At 72.9% G+C, this 17,135-nt stretch carries 13 protein-coding genes; 4 read left to right on the top strand and 9 right to left on the bottom strand.

The window, feature by feature from the left end:
- On the bottom strand, window positions 1–969 hold the full coding sequence (locus SAM23877_RS08375) for a DNA polymerase Y family protein (protein WP_053128478.1): 969 nt from the start codon (window positions 967–969) through the stop codon (window positions 1–3).
- Window positions 966–4,499, bottom strand: a complete 3,534-nt coding sequence (locus SAM23877_RS08380) for a DNA polymerase III subunit alpha (protein WP_053142280.1) — start codon at window positions 4,497–4,499, stop codon at window positions 966–968. Before SAM23877_RS08380 ends, SAM23877_RS08375 begins: the two co-directional genes overlap by 4 nt.
- Window positions 4,500–4,652: 153 nt before the next feature.
- Between SAM23877_RS08380 and SAM23877_RS08385 the strand changes: the two genes are divergently transcribed.
- Window positions 4,653–5,711, top strand: a complete 1,059-nt coding sequence (locus tag SAM23877_RS08385; protein ID WP_053128479.1) for an ABC-2 transporter permease — start codon at window positions 4,653–4,655, stop codon at window positions 5,709–5,711.
- A 73-nt stretch (window positions 5,712–5,784) separates the two neighbouring features.
- Here the strand turns inward: SAM23877_RS08385 and SAM23877_RS08390 are convergent, their stop codons facing one another.
- The 4 genes from SAM23877_RS08390 to SAM23877_RS08405 form a co-directional block, all read right to left on the bottom strand.
- On the bottom strand, window positions 5,785–6,867 hold the full coding sequence (locus tag SAM23877_RS08390; protein WP_053128480.1) for a S1 family peptidase: 1,083 nt from the start codon (window positions 6,865–6,867) through the stop codon (window positions 5,785–5,787).
- Between the two features lie 424 nt (window positions 6,868–7,291).
- A complete protein-coding gene (locus tag SAM23877_RS08395) occupies window positions 7,292–8,191 on the bottom strand; it encodes a S1 family peptidase (protein ID WP_053128481.1) in 900 nt (299 codons plus the stop codon).
- Between the two features lie 213 nt (window positions 8,192–8,404).
- Entirely contained in the window at window positions 8,405–9,187 is a 783-nt protein-coding gene (locus SAM23877_RS08400; protein ID WP_053142282.1) for a DUF1684 domain-containing protein, read from the bottom strand.
- Between the two features lie 27 nt (window positions 9,188–9,214).
- Window positions 9,215–10,387 carry a DUF5685 family protein gene (locus tag SAM23877_RS08405; protein ID WP_167355225.1) on the bottom strand — a complete coding sequence of 391 codons (1,173 nt, stop codon included), beginning with the start codon at window positions 10,385–10,387 and terminating at the stop codon, window positions 9,215–9,217.
- A 289-nt stretch (window positions 10,388–10,676) separates the two neighbouring features.
- Here SAM23877_RS08405 and SAM23877_RS08410 point away from each other — a divergent pair, with 289 nt between their 5' ends.
- Window positions 10,677–11,114, top strand: a complete 438-nt coding sequence (locus SAM23877_RS08410; RefSeq protein WP_053128490.1) for a cell division protein SepF — start codon at window positions 10,677–10,679, stop codon at window positions 11,112–11,114.
- Window positions 11,115–11,157: 43 nt separating this feature from the next.
- Here the strand turns inward: SAM23877_RS08410 and SAM23877_RS08415 are convergent, their stop codons facing one another.
- Window positions 11,158–12,348 (bottom strand): acyl-CoA dehydrogenase family protein, encoded by a 1,191-nt coding sequence (locus tag SAM23877_RS08415; protein WP_053128493.1) that lies wholly within the window; start codon window positions 12,346–12,348, stop codon window positions 11,158–11,160.
- A 111-nt stretch (window positions 12,349–12,459) separates the two neighbouring features.
- Window positions 12,460–14,064: an MFS transporter gene (locus SAM23877_RS08420; RefSeq protein WP_053128496.1), complete on the bottom strand. Its 1,605-nt coding sequence runs from the start codon at window positions 14,062–14,064 to the stop codon at window positions 12,460–12,462.
- A gap of 261 nt (window positions 14,065–14,325) precedes the next feature.
- On the opposite strand from SAM23877_RS08420, the gene SAM23877_RS08425 reads away from it, so the two are divergent.
- Entirely contained in the window at window positions 14,326–15,492 is a 1,167-nt protein-coding gene (locus SAM23877_RS08425; RefSeq protein WP_053128498.1) for a glycosyltransferase family 39 protein, read from the top strand.
- Between the two features lie 238 nt (window positions 15,493–15,730).
- Window positions 15,731–16,747, top strand: coding sequence for a phosphatase PAP2 family protein (locus tag SAM23877_RS08430; RefSeq protein WP_053128500.1), 1,017 nt, complete (start codon window positions 15,731–15,733; stop codon window positions 16,745–16,747).
- Between the two features lie 50 nt (window positions 16,748–16,797).
- Here SAM23877_RS08430 and SAM23877_RS08435 read toward each other — a convergent pair whose 3' ends face one another.
- Window positions 16,798–17,013 carry an I78 family peptidase inhibitor gene (locus tag SAM23877_RS08435; protein WP_053128502.1) on the bottom strand — a complete coding sequence of 72 codons (216 nt, stop codon included), beginning with the start codon at window positions 17,011–17,013 and terminating at the stop codon, window positions 16,798–16,800.
- Window positions 17,014–17,135 lie beyond the last annotated feature (122 nt).

Here is a 17,135-nt window from a genome sequence, read left to right on the forward strand (position 1 = left end):
TCACGCCGCCAGCGACCCGGGCATCACCGCCCTCGGCCCGAACTTCGCCCGCGCGCGGTCCGCGACCTCCTCGATCCGACGGACCTTCTCGTCCACGGGATCGAAGGTGAGCTGGTGGGAGGCGTGCTCGGCGGGGGCCAGACCCTCGGCGCGCAGGGCGATCGAGCGGACCCGGGCGCGCTGGAGGCCGAGCGCCTCGTACATGCCGTAGGCGGCCCGCGTGAGCGCCGCCGAGTGCGCGGTCGGCTCCTTCAGGGTGCGGCTGCGGGTGGTCGCGGAACGGTCGGCGTAGCGCACGGTGAGGGTGAGGGTGCGGCACACCTTGTCCACGGCGCGCAGCCGGGTGCCCAGTTCCTCGGCGGCCGAGAGCAGGGCCCGGCGGTGCCGGTCCGGGGCGAGTTCGTCGCGGGTGAAGGGGCGTTCGGCGGCCAAGGAGCGCGAGATCCCGTTGGGGACGACCCGGCCGCGGTCGACGCCGTTCGCCTTCTCGTGCAGCTCGCGGCCGGCCTTCGCGCCGACCAGCCGCTGGAGGGTGGACAGGGGGGCGGAGGCGACCCGGCCCAGGGTGTCGAGACCGTACTCGCACAGGACCCGGGCGGTCGCGGTGCCGACGCCGGGCAGCGCGGCGACGGGCTTCCCGGCGAGGAACTCCCGTACCCCGTCCTCGGGCACCGCGCGGGTCAGCCCCGGCCGGGCGTCCCGCAGCGCCATGCGGGCCGGCATCGGGCTCGGTCCGACGCCGATCACGCAGTCGACGCCGTACAGCGCGAGGGCGCGGACGCGGATCACCGAGGCCAGCTCCACGGCGTCGCGCCCGAAGTACCGCTGCGCACCCCGCAGATCGGCCAGCGCCCCGTCCGGCGGCAGCGCCTCGACGACCGGCGTGAACTCCTCCAACAGCCCCAGCAGCCGGGGCAGGGCCGCCTCGTACATCGGCGGCAGCTGGAAACGTACGCAGAGGATGGTCATCCCGCACTCCCCGGGCTCTGGTGCCACAACTTCCTTCCCACCGCGGGCCCTTCGCCCGCGGGGCGCAGATCGGCCCAGGGGTGCATCTCGTACCCCGTGGGCATGCGGATGGTCCGCTGCCGTTCCCTCGCGTCCTGGGCCGCGGACCCGGCCGGCGCGGGCAGCCCGTCCGACCCGGCGAGCCGGCGACGCGCGGGGCCGTCCCCGGGATCGTCGCCCGGGGGGCCGCCCGTGCCGGCCAGCCGGGCCGCGACGCCCTCCAGACCCTCCTCCCGGCGCACCTCCAGCAGGTCGGCGAGGTTCCAGGCGGCGGAGCCGACCACGCTGAAACTGCGCGGGCCGCGCCGCTGCACCACCCCGCGCACCAGCAGCAGCCAGGAGTGGAAGACGGTGTGCGCGCAGGTGTCGTGCGAGTCGTCGAAGAAGGCGAGGTCGACCAGGCCGGTGCCGTCGTCGAGGGTGGAGAAGATGACCCGCCGCCCGGAGCGGACGGGCGGTGTCTGCGTGGCCGCCTTGGCGCCCGCGACCAGCACCGTCTCCCCGTGCCGGACCTCGCGCAACCGCTTGGCCGACACCACGCCCAGCTCGTCCAGGAAGGTGCGGTGGTCGTCCATCAGGTTGCGGGAGGCGTCCATGGACAGCACGCCCAGCTCGGCGCTGAGCTTCTCCGCCGAGGTGAGGTCGGGCAGCCCGGCCGGCGCCGTCCTGCGCCCGCCGGACAGCGGGAGCTGGTCGCCGCGTCCGCCCCGGGCGCCGCGGTGCAGCTCGGTCAGGTGCAGTTGCAGGTCACGGCGGTTGGCGCCGAACGCGTCCAGCGCGCCGACCTGGGCGAGCCGTCCGGCCAGCGGCCTGCTGGGGCGGGCCCGTTCCCAGAAGTCGAGCAGGGAGGCGTAGGGCTGCCCCTCGGCGATCCGTTCCGCCTCGGCCTCGCTGATGCCGTGGACGTCGCGGAGGGCGAGGCGGAGCCCCCAGGCCTTCGCCCGACGCACCTCAGTTGATTCAGACACCAGTTCGATCCTGTGTGCGACCCCCGACTTGTTCACGTCCAGCGGCAGGATCGGCACCCCGCGCCGCCGGGCGTCCGCCAGCAGCAGCCGCTTGGGGTACATGCCGGGGTCGTGGGTGAGCAGGCCGGCGTAGAAGGCGGCCGGGTGATGGGCCTTCAGCCACGCCGACTGGTACGTCGGCACCGCGAAGGCGACCGCGTGCGCCTTGCAGAAGCCGTACGAGCCGAAGGCCTCGACGATCTCCCAGGTCCGCCCGATCGTCTCCGCGTCGTACCCGCGCGCCGCCGCGTGCTGGGCGAACCACACCTTGATCCGCCCCTGCGACTCCGGGTCGGACAGCCCGCGCCGCACGCGGTCCGCCTCGCCGCGCCCGCAGCCGGTCATGATGGCCACGATGTCGATGACCTGCTCGTGGAAGACGACGACTCCGTAGGTGCCCTCCAGCGGCTCCGACAGGTCCTCGTGCGGGTAGCGCACCGGCGCCCGCCCGTGCCGGGCCTCGATGAACGGCCGCACCATGTCGGCGGCGACCGGACCGGGCCTGAAGAGCGAGATGTCGACGACGAGGTCGTGGAAGGTCGAGGGCTGGAGCCGCCCGACCAGGTCCCGCTGCCCCGGCGACTCGATCTGGAAGCAGCCCAGCGTCTCCGCGGAGCGGATCATCCGGTACGTCGCCGGATCGCCCTCCGGCACCGAGTCCAGGTCGACCTCGGCGCCCGTCGCCCGCTTCACCTCGGCCACGGCGTGCGCCATCGCCGACTGCATCCGCACCCCGAGCACGTCCAGCTTGAGCAGTCCGAGATCCTCGACGTCGTCCTTGTCGAACTGCGCCATGGGGAAGCCCTCGCCGCTGGTCGGCATGACCGGCGTACGGGAGAGCAGGGAGGCGTCGGAGAGCAGCACTCCGCAGGGGTGCATGGCGACCCCGCGCGGGAGGGCGTCCAGGCCCTCGACCAGCTCCCACAGCTTCCCGTACTCCTCCTTCCGCCCCGCCAGCTCCCTCAGCTCGGGCAGCTCCTCCAGTGCGGCGCGGGCGTCGCGGGCCCGGATGTGCGGGAAGGACTTGGCGACGCGGTCGATCTCCGCCGGGTCCATGGACAGGGCGGCACCGACGTCACGGATGGCGTGGCGCACGCGGTACGTCTCCGGCATCGCGACCGTGGCGACCCGCTCGGTGCCGAAGCGGTCGATGATCGCGCGGTAGACCTCCAGGCGGCGCGCGGACTCCACGTCGATGTCGATGTCGGGGAGCACGACCCGTTCCTTGGACAGGAAGCGCTCCATCAGCAGCCCGTGTCGGACCGGGTCGGCGTGCGCGATGCCGAGGAGGTGGTTGACGAGCGAGCCCGCGCCGGAGCCGCGCGCGGCGACCCGGATGCCCATGTGCCGCACGTCGTCCACGACCTGGGCGACGGTGAGGAAGTACGAGGCGAAGCCGTGGTGGGCGATGATGTCCAGCTCGTGGTGCATCCGCTCCCAGTACGCGCGGCGCCGGTCGTAGCCGCGCAGCACCATGCCCGCCGCCGCCCGGGAGGCGAGCGCGCGCTGGGCGGTGCGGCGGCCGGCGCCGACCAGGTGCGGCTCGGGGAAGTGGACGGCGCCCATGCCGAGGTCGTCGTCCGGGTCGACCAGGCACTCGGCGGCCGTGGCCTGCGTCTGCTCCAGCAGACGGTGGGCCGTGTCGCGCCGGAAGCCCGCGGCCTCGACGATCCGCTCGGCGGCGTGCCGCATGGCGCCGGCGTCCTTCAGCCAGGCCTCGCCGGAGTCCGGTTCCCCGTTCGCTTCGATGGGGACCAGGCGGCGGGCCGCGTCCAGGACGTCGGCGACCGGGCCCTGGCCGGGGTCGGCGTAACGGACGGCGTTGGTGAGCACCGGCCGGACGCCCTGCTCGGCGGCGAGGCCGACGGTGCGGGCGGCCAGGCGCAGGGAACCGGGCCCGGTGCCTTCGCGGCCGTGCCAGACGGCCTCCAGACGCAGGGCGTCGCCGTAGACCTCGCGCCAGGGGGCGAGGAGCTTCGCCGCGCGGTCGGGGCGGCCGGCGGCGAGGGCGCGGCCGACGTCGGAGGAGGGGCCGAGCAGCACGGTCAGGCCGGCACCGTGGTTGTCGGCCCAGGACAGCAGCGGGGTGCCCTCGCAGGTGTGGGCGGCGGACACCAGCCGGCACAGGTCGGCCCAGCCGCGGGCGCCGTCCCGGGCGAGGAAGGTCACCCGCGGGGCCGACTCGTCGACGAAGGCTCCGCCGCGCACGGGGACACGGCGCCGGTCCCTGCGTACGGAGGTCTCCGTGCGGTCCGCTCCGGGCTCGGGGGCGGCCACCGCCAGCTCCGCGCCGAACAGCGGACGGACACCCGCCTTCGCGCAGGCCTTGGCGAAGCGGACCGTGCCCGCCAGGGTGTCGCGGTCGGTGAGGGCGAGGGCGTCCATGCCCCGTTCGAAGGCGCGCTCGGCCAGCCGCTCCGGGTGGGAGGCGCCGTAGCGGGCGGAGAACCCGGAGACGGTGTGCAGATGCGTGAAACCCGGCACACGCACCTCCCGATCCTTTGAACCCGACGCCTTATCGAACGTCTGTTCCCAACTACCTCACCCCCACCATACCCCCATCCTCGAATGTTTGTGCGACATCCGTTCGGCCCCGCCCCACCTGCGCAAACGCCTCTCGGCCCGGACCGTGGGGACATGTCGCACACCCCAGGCACCGGCACCCGGAGCGGCTCCTTCCTCGGTGAGGTGAAAGACGCCGTCACCCCACGGGCCACCCTGCTCGTGCTCGGGGTGATCGCGCTCCAGCTGCTGTTCATCGCCTCCTACGTGGGAGCGCTGCACGACCCGAGGCCGAAGGACGTGCCCTTCGGGGTGGTCGCTCCTGCGGCGGCGGCCGAGCGGACGCTGAGCACACTGGAGCGGCTGCCCGGATCGCCGCTGGACCCGCGCGCGGTGGCCGACGCGGCGGACGCCCGGAAGCAGATCGAGAACCGGGAGATCGACGGCGCCCTGGTCGTCGCCCCCTCCGGCCGCACCGACACCCTGCTGGTCGCCTCCGGCGGCGGCACCGTCCTCGCCACCACCCTGGAGAGCCTCGTCGCCCAGGTGGAGCGGTCCGAAGGCCGTGCGGTGCGGACCGTCGACGTGGCCCCGGCCTCGGACCGGGACTTCGACGGGCTGTCGTCCTTCTACCTGATCGTGGGCTGGTGCGTCGGCGGCTACCTGTGCGCCTCGATCCTGGCGATCAGCGCCGGCGCCCGCCCGGCCAACCCGGTCCGCGCGGCGATCCGGCTGATCGTGATGGCCCTGGTCGCCATCGTCGGCGGGCTCGGCGGCGCGGTGATCGTCGGACCGGTCCTGGGCGCGCTGCCCGGCAGCGTGGTGGACCTGTGGGGGCTGGGCGCGCTGATCACCTTCGCCGTGGGCGCCGCGACACTCGCCCTCCAGGGCGTCCTCGGGGTGGTCGGCATCGGGCTGGCGATCCTGCTGGTGGTGATCGCGGGCAATCCGAGCGCGGGCGGCGCCTTCCCGCTGCCGATGCTGCCGCCGTTCTGGAGGGAGATCGGGCCGTGGCTCCCACCGGGTGCGGGCACCTGGACGGCCCGCTCGATCGCCTACTTCAAGGGCAACGACACGACCGTCTCCCTGGTGGTGCTGTGGGCGTGGGCGGTCGCGGGGACGGTGATCACGGTGCTGGCGGCCGTGCTGCGCGGCGCGCGCCGGGAACCGGAGCTGCCCCCGCAGACGGGCTGAGCCGCCCGCGGACACGCCGAAGTCCCGCCCCTCGCGCGCGGGACGGGACTTCAGTGCTGCACAGGTGCGCTGCTCAGCCGATCTGCGTACCGGTGGCCGACAGGGCCTCCGTCACCGGCTGGAAGAAGGTCTCACCGCCGGAGGTGCAGTCGCCGCTGCCACCGGAGGTGAGGCCCACGGCCTTGTCGCCCGAGAAGAGCGAGCCGCCGCTGTCGCCGGGCTCGGCGCAGACGTCGGTCTGGATCAGGCCGTTGACGATGTCGCCGTTGCCGTAGTTCACGGTGGCGTCCAGGCCGGTGACCTTGCCGGAGTGCACCTGGGTGGTGGAGCCGCTGCGGGTCACCTCCATGCCGACGGTGGCCTCGGCGGCGCCCGAGATGGCCTGCGAGGAGCCGTTGTAGAGGTTGACCTCGCTCGGGTGGTCCACCGCGCCGGAGTACTTGACCAGGCCGTAGTCGTTGTCCGGGAAGCTGGACGTCACGTTGTCGCCCAGCTGGTTGCCGGAGGAGTCCTGCCAGCTGGTGATGCCTTCGGTGCAGTGACCGGCGGTCAGGAAGTGCGGCTCCCCGCCCTTGGTCACGTTGAAGCCGAGCGAGCAGCGGCCACTGCCGTCGGTGATGGCGTCGCCGCCCGCGATGAAGGGCTTGTACTCACCCTTGGTCCGCTGGAGCTCGGCCTTGGCGCCGAGCCCGTCGACCACCTTGGTCAGCTTGGCCCACTCGGCCTCGGAGACCGTGCGGTCGGCGGTGACGACGACCTTGTTGGTGACCGGGTCGGTCGCCCAGGCGGTACCCGGGACGGCCGCGTCCTCGGCGAGGGTGGTGCGCGCGCTCTTCAGCTCGGCGAGCGAGTTCTCGACGACTCTGGCCTCGGCGCCGGCCTCCTCGACCGCCTGCGCGGCGGTCTCGTCGAGCACGTTGACCACGAGGCTCTTCGCCTTCGCGTCGTAGTACGTGCCCGCCGCGTCGGTGCCGAGGTCGCCCAGCAGCGCGGAGGCGAGCTTTCCGGCCGCCGTGACCGACAGGGTCTGGGGGGCGGCGGCCTTCGGGGCCTCGCTGGCGTTCGCACTCTGGAAGGTGACTCCCGCGGCGACCAGTGCGGTGATTCCCGCACCTACCACGGCGGCCCGTCGCCTGGGTATGCGTCGGTGCTTCAACTCATGTCCTCCTGTGGGGGGTCGGCCCGGGAGGTTGTGGGGACCTCGCGAACCGGAAGGCTGGTTGACGAGCGCTCACTCTTCCGAACACACAGGGGGCACACAAGGTCGACTTCAGGACGTGCGCACGACAACACCAGCGCGGTCACACGACCTTCACCATTCATGTCCCTTCCAGCAGGATTCGCGCGGCGAACACATCAGCAAACGTTACGGGCGAGTAACAGCGGTCCGGCCGACCGGATCTCGCCCTGTCCGGAACTCGACTCTTGCGCGTCCCTCCACGCGTGTGCGTCTACACGCGGTGGCGACCTTCGGAACCGGGCCAGGACGGCCCGGGACCGGACCAGGACAAGGGAAAGCCCCCGCACACCTGTCGGTGTGCGGGGGCTAGTGCACCGCCGGCTGCGATCCGGGGACCGGCCTAGTAGACGCTGACGCCGTAGGCGCTCAGGGCCTCCGTGACCGGCTGGAAGAACGTCGTACCGCCGGAGGAGCAGTTGCCGCTGCCGCCGGAGGTCAGACCGTACGCGGTGCCGTTGCTGCCGTAGAGCGCGCCGCCGGAGTCACCGGGCTCGGCGCAGACCGTGGTCTGGATCAGCCCGCCGACGACGTCGCCGCCGCCGTAGTTGACGGTGGCGTTCAGGGCGGTGACCCGGCCGCTGTGGGTGCCGGTGGTGGAACCGTCGCGGATGACCGTGGTGCCCACGCTCGGGGTGGCCGCACGGGTGATGTCCACGCCGTTCGCGGTGCCGGGCCGGCTGACGGACCCGGAGTACCGGACGAGACCGTAGTCGTTGCCCGGGAAGCTGGAGCCGGCCGTGGAGCCGATGACCGAGGTGCGCCCGGAGTTGGAGTACCAGGTGCCCGCGCCGTCGGTGCAGTGACCGGCGGTCAGGAAGTACTCGGTCCCGTTGCTGGCCCGGACGTTGAAGCCGAGGGAGCACCGCCAGCTGCTCGCGTAGATGGCGTCACCGCCCTGGATGAGCTTGTTGAACGTGCCGGGGGTGCGCTTGATCGTGAGCGCGCCGGCCTTGTCGCCGGCCTGCTCCTTGATCTTCGCGATCTCGGCCTGGGAGACCGTGCTGTCGACCGTGAGAAGCACCCGGTTGCCGTCGACGGCCCAGGCGGTGCCGGGGACGTCGGCCTTGAGCACCGCGCCGCTGGCGCTGTTGAGCTCGGCGGCACTGAAGGTGGCCGGGGTCGGTGCTGCGGTCGCGCTGGGGATCGCGATCGCGGCCGCGGCCACGAGGCCGGAGGAGACGGCGATCAGCCGAGTCCGTCTCGTGAAGCCACTGCGGGGGGTGGTGCGCTTGTTCCTCACTTTTCGTTCCTCCACGGGGGAAGTCGGGGGCCCCTCCTGTGGGGTTGGGGGCCCGTGAGGCGCAGCCAGGGGCGGGAACGTCCGGGTTCCGGACGCGTCGTGCTCCTGACAAGCGCTGAGGTTGGAGTATTCGGCCGAACGACCGGTCGGCGCAAGGGTGCCTTTCGGCCGTCGCCTTTTGAACCACCCGCCTCCGCCCCCGGAGGACGGCGTTCAGCGCGGTTCGCGCTCCCCCGCCTCGACGCGGACCTCCAGGGTGTTCCCCGGCGGAGGGAAAGGGCAGACGAAGTGGTCGGCGAAGGCACACGGCGGCAGCAGCGCGCGATTGAAGTCGACCGTGGTACGGCCTTCGGCGTCCGGCGCGGCCGGCCGCAGGAACCGGAAGCGGTAACTGGTGCTCCCGCTGGTGGCGTCGGCGAAGACGGCCCACAGCGAGCCGTCCTCCTCGACGCTCACCTGGAGGGTGAGCTCTCGCCCCTCCAGCGCGAAGGCCAGTTCCCCGCCGAGGCCGAGCCCGCGCTCCCGCCCGTCCGCGTTCGGCACCCGCACGCTGCGCCGCCCGGTGTCGTACGGCGTGAAGCGCCCCGGCACCGACCAGCGCGGATCGTGGGGCGTGGCCGCGATGCCGCCGAAGGCCCGCCGCGCCCCGGCGGCCGGGTCGAAGTCACGCACACCCCAGGCGCCCTCGCGCCTCAGGACGACCAGGTGCCGCTCGCCGTGGACCACCCGGGAACCCGCCGGCCCCGGATCGGCCGTGAGCCGCACCTCCCCGTCGAGGGGCCGGCCGTCCACGGTGAGCCCGTCCGTCCCGGCGGCCGTCAGCAGCACCGCCTCGCCGTCCGTCGTCCAACTCCCGGGAACGTCGGGCAGGTGCCCGTCCGGATGGTCCTCCAGCCAGTACGTGCCGGTCAGCGCGAGCGGCCCGTAGGGCGCCGCCACCGCCGCGACGCGCTGTGCGTGCCACCGCTTCCACTCGTCGGATGCGTCCGTCGTCACGCGGACCACCCTCCCACGCCGGGTGCTTCAGCAGCTGCAACCGCAGTCGCAGCCGTCGCACCCGCATCCGTCGTCGCCGCAGCAGTTGCCGCAGCAGTCGCAGCATTCACAGCAGTTGCCGCAGTCGCCGCTGGAACAGGGCGACTGCTTCTCCTCCCCGCTCCACGGGTCGTGGTACGTGCCGCAGCACATCTGGCACGTACACGCCAGCCCCAGCCACACCGCGCACCCCGCGAGCAGCCCTCGACGGTCCCGGCGCGGCGGCTCCGGAGGCATCGGCGCACCGGGGCCGCCGGGGGCGCCCGGAGGGGCGTACGGATGGCTGCCGTGGGCGCACGAGACGGTGCCGAATGCGCGGTCGACCGAGTTGCCCAGCTCGTGCACGAGCAGCCGGTGCACCAGCCGCCCGTCGTCGAACTCCGCCTCGCGCAGCGCGAGCCGCACCCCGTGCACGGCGTCGTCCGCCAGCCGCCGGGCCTCCGTGAGCGGGGTCCCGGTGGCGGTGAGCGGGTTCCAGGCACCCGACGCGGCGTCAGTTTCCCTGTCCTCCACGGCGTCGAGCAGGTGGGCGAGCCGGCCGAAGAGCCGCCCGGCCTCGGCCAGCGGCTCGGCGTTGTGCGGCCGGCCGGCGAGGTGGGCGGTGTGCGCGAACGCGGCGGCGGTCGCGGTCTCGGTCGGCTCGGTGACGGTGAGCAGCGGCGTGCCGAGCCCGGCGAGCGCCTCGATGCCGCCCTGCCGGTCCACGGCGTCGACCAGTACGGCGGTGTCGAAACCGACGGCACCGCCACCGCGGGCACCGGCGGCGTCCCAGCCCGCGGCGACCCGGCGGGCGGCCCGGGCCACCGGACGGCGGGCCAGCATCCCGTCCCCGTCGGCGACATGGTCGCGCACCTTGGCCGAGGCCAGCACGAGCGAGACGGCCGCCGCGAGCCGGGCTCCCTCACCGTGTGCGACGGACGCGGTGCGCATCCCGCGCAACGGACAGGGCCCGGCGGTGCGCCGTCCGGCACCCGCTCCCTTCTCCCCGGACTGAGCCTCCGTCAAAACCGATATGAGCAGTCCGTCATAGTTCGTCACGATGCGCGCGAGCTGGCCGTGATCCTTGCGCAAGGCGAGACACAACCCGCACAAATGCGCCATCCACTGGCTCGTGAGGCTCTCTCCGAGCCGGTGCCTGCAAGGCCTGACTATTCCGAACACGACATTCCCCCGTGGTTCGTACGACGCTGAGCTGCGGCATCGTACCGACCGACGGGTTCACCCGTACGCACCCGCCCTCACCCGTCCGCCGGGAAGAATCATATTTCACTCACAGTCAGCATCCGTTTGGGAAACGGCCCTTGGGACACAAGGACTCTCGACGGATTCGCTGTGCACCAGTACCGTCACAAACCCCCCGCGCGGCGTCTATCCACTTGGCGCGACGTCCGCATCATGGATGACCATAGGGATGCGGAAGCACGAAAGACCGCTGTGAGAGGAGGCGTCCATGGGATCGGTACGCAAGGCGAGTGCGTGGCTCGGCCTCGTCGACGACAACGATGACGAGCGCTACTACGACGACGACTACACCGAGGGCACCGAGCCCCGGGACGCCTGGGTCACGGACCCCCGGGTGAAGGTGGCCTCGGACGTGGCCGAGGAGAAGGGCCGCCGCATCGCGACCGTCACCCCGGACAGCTTCCGGGACGCACGGTCCATCGGCGAGCTGTTCCGGGACGGGGTCCCGGTCATCATGAACCTGACGGCCATGGAGGCCACCGACGCCAAGCGGGTGGTCGACTTCGCGGCCGGCCTGATCTTCGGCCTGCGCGGCTCCATCGAGCGGGTGTCCACCCGGGTGTTCCTGCTGAGCCCGGCCGACACCCAGGTCATCAGCGGCGAACCCGCCGCGCACCGTTCCGACGGTTTCTTCAACCAGAGCTGAGGCGGGGCCACGCACCACGGCCCCGCCCCCCCCCGCCGGACGCCTACCGGAAGGCGTCGAGTCCGGTGAGCGCCTTGCCCAGCACCAGCTGGTGCATCTCGACGGTGCCCTCGTAGGTGAGCACCGATTCCAGGTTCGTCGCGTGCCGCATCACGGGGTATTCGAGGGAGATCCCGTTGGCGCCGAGGATCGTGCGGGCCGTACGGCAGATGTCGATGGCCTCGCGTACGTTGTTGAGCTTGCCGAAGCTGACCTGCTCGGGACGCAGGCGGCCGGCGTCCATGCGCCGCCCCAGGTGGTGGGCGAGCAGGATCCCCTTGTGCAGTTCGACCGCCATGTCGGCGAGCTTGGCCTGGGTCAGCTGGAAGCCGCCGATGGGCCGCCCGAACTGCTCCCGCGACTTCGCGTACTCCACGGCCGCCTCGAAGGAGCTGCGGGCCGCGCCCATCGACCCCCAGACGATGCCGTAACGGGCGTGCGTGAGGCAGCTGAGCGGTCCGCGCAGACCGGTGACCTCGGGCAGCACGGCGTCGGCGGGCAGCCGTACGCCGTCGAGGACCAGCTCACTGGTGACGCTGGCGCGCAGCGACCACTTGTGCTTGATCTCGGGCGCGGAGAACCCGGCGCTGTCCGTCGGGACCACGAACCCGCGGATGCCTTCCTCGGTCTGCGCCCACACCACGGCGACACCGGCCACGGACCCGTTGGTGATCCACATCTTGCGTCCGTCGAGCACCCAGTCGCCGCCGTCCCGCTTGGCGCGGGTGCGCATGTGGGCCGGGTCGGAGCCGTGGTCGGGTTCGGTCAGCCCGAAGCAGCCGATGACCTCGCCGGCGGCCATCCGCGGCAGCCACGTCTCCTTCTGCTCCTCGCTGCCGAAGCGGTGGATGGCGTACATGGCGAGGGAGCCCTGCACGGAGACCAGGGAGCGGATGCCGGAGTCGGCCGCCTCCAGCTCCAGACAGGCCAGCCCGTACTGCACGGCGCTCGCGCCGGCGCAGCCGTACCCCTCCAGCGACATGCCCAGGGCGCCGATGCCGCCGAGCTCGCGGGCCAGCTCCCGGATGCCGGGCAGCTCACCCTTCTCGTACCAGTCCGCGACGTACGGCAGCACCCGGTCCGCGGCCCAGTCCCGCACGGTGTCGCGGACCGCCAGATCCTCCGGCTCCAGAAGGTCGTCGACGCCGAGCGGATCGGCGGGGTCGAACGCGGGCGGCTTGGGGGACACGGCCATGGAACACCCTCCGGGACGTGAAAACTAGCGCTGCTAGTCGCGGTTCTCGTGCCGACGTTACGGTGCGGTGTCCCGCACGTCCACCATGCTCACCCGGGCGTCACCCGGGGCTCACACGGAGACCCGGGACTTCGACGCGTCCCGGGGGCCGGGCACGGAGACCGCCTCCCCCTCGCACTGCATCACCCGAGGCAGCCGCAAGGCCATCACGGCCCCCAGCAACAGCAGTCCCGCGCTCACCACCAGGGTCACGTGCAGCCCGTGCACGAACGCGTCGGCGGCGGCCCGCCGCAACGCGGCCCCCGCGGGCCCGCCGAGCTGCGCCGCGACCTCGTACGCCTCCCCCAGCGAATGCCCCGCCGCCACCGAAGCCGGTGCCGGCACCCCGGGCACGCCCCCCGTGAGCCCCGGGGCGTACGCCACGTTCATCACGGTGCCCAGCAGCGCGATCCCGATCCCGGCGCCCAGCTGGTACGACGTCTCCCCGATCGCCGCCGCCCCGCCGGCCTGCGCCTGCGGCGCCTCGCTCAGCATCGACTCGTACGCCCCGAACAGCGTCGTCTCCAGACCGAAGCCGAGCAGCACGAACCCCGACAGCATCAGCGCGCAGTTGTCGGTCCGGCCCAACGCCGTCAGCAGCACCACCGCGAAGGCCGTCAGACAGAAGCCCGCGCACACCATCCGCCGCGGCCCGAACCGCCGCAGCATCCGAGCGCCCGCGAGCCCCGCCGCCATCGCCGCGAGGGTCAGCGGCACCAGCCGCAGCCCCGTCTGCAGCGGGGACAGCCCGAGCACGAGCTGGAGGTACTGGGCGGCGATCAGCTCCAGACCCACCAGCGCCAGCATCGCCAGCACGATGCACCCCACCGACGTGCTGAAGGCCGGGCGGCGGAACATCGTGAGGTCCACCAGCGGATGGGCGCGCCGCCGCTGCCGCCGGACGAACGCGGTCAGCAGGGCCGCTCCGACCACCAGCGGCACCACGGTGAGCACGCTCGCCACCGGCTCGCCACCGCCGAGCCGCTTCACGCCCAGGACGGCCCCGAACAGACCGCCCGCCGCCATCAGCGCGCCGACCACGTCCCAGGGCCCGCGGCCGTCGCCCTTCGACTCGGGCAGCAGCAGCCGCCCCACCGGCAGGCTGACCAGCATCAGCGGGATGTTGACCAGGAAGACCGAGCCCCACCAGAAGTGCTCCAGCAGGAACCCGCCGAGCAGGGGCCCGACCGCCGCGCCGACCGCGGCCACGGCGCTCCAGACACCGATGGCCAGCGCCCGCTCCCGCCGGTCGGGGAAGACCTGCCGCAGGATCGACAGCGTCGCCGGCATGATCATGGCGCCGCCCACACCGAGCAGCGCCCGGGCGAGGATCAGGACCTGGGCGTTGTCGGCGAGCGCCGCGAGCGCGGAGGCCACCCCGAAGAGCGCGTACCCCAGAAGCAGGATGCGTCTGCGGCCCACCCGGTCACCCAGCGTGCCGAACAGGATCAGCAGCGAGGCGCAGACGAGGGGGTAGACGTCGACGATCCAGAGCAGTTCGATCGCGCCGGGCCGCAGGTCCTCGGTGACGGCGGGGACCGCCACGTGCAGCACGGTCGCGTCCACCGCGACCAGCAGCAGGCTGACGCAGAGGACGACCAGGACGACCCAGCGGTTGGCACCGGCCCCGGCCGTCCGACGGCGCAGCGCGGTGGCAGCCGTGGTCGTCCCGGACATGCACGTACCTCCAAGATGTTCCCTCGCGTCCGGCGGGCTGCGCGGGGGTGGGGACTCCCCTGCGGCTCGGCCGGAGAGGAGCGGTGCCTCCGGGCCGTGCAACGGAACGCGAGTGACTGGCCAGAGTACGCGAGAGCGTCCACCACGCACGTGGCGGGCCTCACACCTGCCGCGTCGTGCGTGTGGCATCCGCCACTGCGCCCGTGTCCCCACCCGCCCCGGCGGGCGGGGCGCCCTCGTACCCGGCAGATAATCGGGTCCGTGACCGATCTTGAAACGTCCGCGGCGGGCCGCGGGGCCCTGCGCCGGGCCGCCCCGGCGCTCCTCGGCTACGCGGCCGTGCGCGCCCTGGGCCTGCTGGCCCTGGCCCTGTGGAGCGCCGCGCGCGACAAGAGCGCGTACACGCTGCTGACCGCCCGCTGGGACTCCCTCTGGTACACCAGGGTCGCCGAGCTGGGTTACGGCTACGAGGTGCGCCTGCCGGGCGGCGACGTCCACTCCAACCTGGCCTTCTTCCCGCTCCTCCCTTGGCTGGAGCGGCTCGGCGCGGCGGTCTCGCCCCTGTCGTACGCGGACGCGGGCTTCGTCGTGAGCCTGCTCGCCTCGCTCGCCGCGGCCTGGGGGATCTTCGCCGTGACGGAGTGGGTGTACGGCCGCCGCGCGGGGGTCTGCGCGGTGCTGCTGTGGGCCGTGCTGCCGGTCGGCGTCGTGCAGTCGATGGCGTACAGCGAGTCCCTCTTCACCGCCCTGGCCGCCTGGTCGCTGTATGCGGTGCTGACCGGACGCTGGGTGACTGCGGGGGTGCTGGCCGCGCTGGCCGGGCTGACCCGCCCGGTGGGGCTCGCGGTGGCGGCGGCGGTGTGGGTGGCCGCGATCGCGGCACACGTACGCGGCCGGGACGGCGCCGCCCCGGAGCGCCCCCGCGGTGACGCCGCGCGCCGCGTGCTGGGGATGCTGCTGGCGCCCCTGGGTGCCGCCGGTTACGTGCTGTGGGTCGGCCACCGCACCGGCGGGGGCCCGCTCGGCTATCTGGACGTCCAGGCCGGCTGGCGCAACGGCTTCGACGGGGGCGCGGCCTTCGCCCGCTTCGTCGCCGGGAAGTTCACCTCGTTCCCGTCGGCCCTGGCGGGCGTCGGACTCGTCGTCGGAGTCGCCGCGCTCGTGTGGCTGTACGTCGTGTGCGTACGGCAGCGCCAACCGCTCGCCCTGCTGGTGTACGCGGGGTTCGTGATCGCCCTCGCGCTGTGCGCGTCGAGCTACTTCGGCTCCAAACCGCGGCTGCTGCTGCCCGCCTTCCCGCTGCTGCTGCCCCTGGCCCTGGCCCTGGCCCGGCTGCGGACCTCCAGGTCGGCGCTGGTCGTGGGCGGCGTCGCGGTGGCGTCGGCGGTCTACGGGGCGTTCTGGCTGAACGGCTCCGGCCCGCCCTGACCGGCCCGGGACACCCGATGGCCGCCGGGAGAATTCCGTACCAGCATTCGGTTAACGAATTCATAAGCACGATAAAACCGCCGACCGGACCGATCAAAGGAATTGAAGTCCGCAGCCCGCCCGGATTGCGGATTCCTCGGAAATAAACCGCCTCCTGAGAGCAATCCCACATCACATCGTCATCACAAAGCCGTTGATTCGGCCGGGATCACTCCTCACTCGCTGTAACGTCGATTGGGTGCGTACCGAACGGAAGCTCACCCGTCTGGACCGGGTGTTCGCGAGACTGGACCGGGAGCCGGAACGACCGGCGCTCCTGGACGTGCCGGAGATGAGCCGGCACAGGTTCGCGCTGTTCGCCGGAACCCTCGCGTTCTACGTCGCGATCGTGTGGGCCGTCCTGATCACCTCGTGGCTGGTCCGCCTCGACTGGCAGGTCATGTTCTTCCGGCCCTACCAGCAGTGGCCCGGCATCCACGCGTTCGTCGACTACTACGTGGTGCTGGGCCAGCGCGGCCCCACCGCGGTGATGGTCACGGCCTGGCTGGGCTGGCGGTCCTGGCGGCAGCACACCCTGCGCCCGCTGATCGCGCTCGGCGTCTCGCTGCTCCTGCTGAACGTCACGGTCGGGGCCGCCAAGTACGGCATGGGCCGGCTGGGGCCGCACTACGCGACCACGATCGGTTCGAACGAGATGTGGCTCGGCGGGGATATATTTCCGAGCGGTCACACCGCGAACGCCGTCGTGACCTGGGGCATCCTGGCCTACCTGGCCTCGACGCCCAGGGCGCGGCGCTGGCTGTCGGCCCTGTCGGCGGTGGTCTCGCTCGGGGTGGGCATGTCCACCGTCTACCTCGGTACGCACTGGCTCAGCGACGTGCTCCTCGGCTGGGCCGCGGGGCTGCTGATCCTGCTGGCGCTGCCGTGGTTCGAGCCGCTGATCACCCGCGCCGAGGCCTGGATCCTCGGCCTGCGCGACCGCTGGTACGCCCGCCCGGGCCGTCCGGGAGGCGCGAAGCGGCCGGCCGGTCCGCCCGTGGTCGTCTCCCCGCCCGCCTCCGTCCAGGAGGGGACCCCGGCCCGCGAGCCGGTCGCCGCGCCCCGCACCCGGGCTCCGGCGTATCTGGCCCCGGGCCCGCACACGGCCCGCTCGGACCGTACGCCGGTGACCCCGGCCGGCAGCCGCCGGCCGCCGCACGCCGACCGGCACCCGCGCAACACGGCCCCCGCCGCACGGCAGGTCTCGGGCGGCTGACCCGTCCGCACGGCGACGCGCAGGCCGGTACGCACCGCCCTCCCCGCGTCTCAGCCCTTCCAGGAACGGGTCACGCGACCGTCCTTCACCTCGAAGTTGAGGCGGCCCACGCGGTACTCCATGGTGATGATCGTCCCCGGTGCCAGTGACCGCACCGTCGACCAGCCCCGCTCCCGGGCGAGCCGCTCGGCGGCGCCGGATTCGAGGCCGACATAAGTGTCCGGACTGTCCTGGGGTTCGGCCGGTGGTGTCGGAATCGGTGCCATGTCGCCACGCTAAGCCCTGCCCCTCGGACGGGGAAGCCCAGGCCGGTAACAGGGATCACAGATGCCCCTCCGGTCACACTTCTGTCACAGGATCACTGACCGCGTTTTGGTCGGGCGACGCC

Source organism: Streptomyces ambofaciens ATCC 23877 (genome assembly GCF_001267885.1).
Taxonomy (GTDB): domain Bacteria; phylum Actinomycetota; class Actinomycetes; order Streptomycetales; family Streptomycetaceae; genus Streptomyces; species Streptomyces ambofaciens.

Bases quoted from the DNA above. Each gene is read 5' to 3' on its own strand.
- SAM23877_RS08410 (WP_053128490.1), top strand. From the start codon at position 10,677: ATGGGATCGGTACGCAAGGCGAGTGCGTGGCTCGGCCTCGTCGACGAC.
- SAM23877_RS08385 (WP_053128479.1), top strand. From the start codon at position 4,653: ATGTCGCACACCCCAGGCACCGGCACCCGGAGCGGCTCCTTCCTCGGT.
- SAM23877_RS08435 (WP_053128502.1), bottom strand. From the start codon at position 17,013: ATGGCACCGATTCCGACACCACCGGCCGAACCCCAGGACAGTCCGGAC.
- SAM23877_RS08420 (WP_053128496.1), bottom strand. From the start codon at position 14,064: ATGTCCGGGACGACCACGGCTGCCACCGCGCTGCGCCGTCGGACGGCC.
- SAM23877_RS08415 (WP_053128493.1), bottom strand. From the start codon at position 12,348: ATGGCCGTGTCCCCCAAGCCGCCCGCGTTCGACCCCGCCGATCCGCTC.
- SAM23877_RS08375 (WP_053128478.1), bottom strand. From the start codon at position 969: ATGACCATCCTCTGCGTACGTTTCCAGCTGCCGCCGATGTACGAGGCG.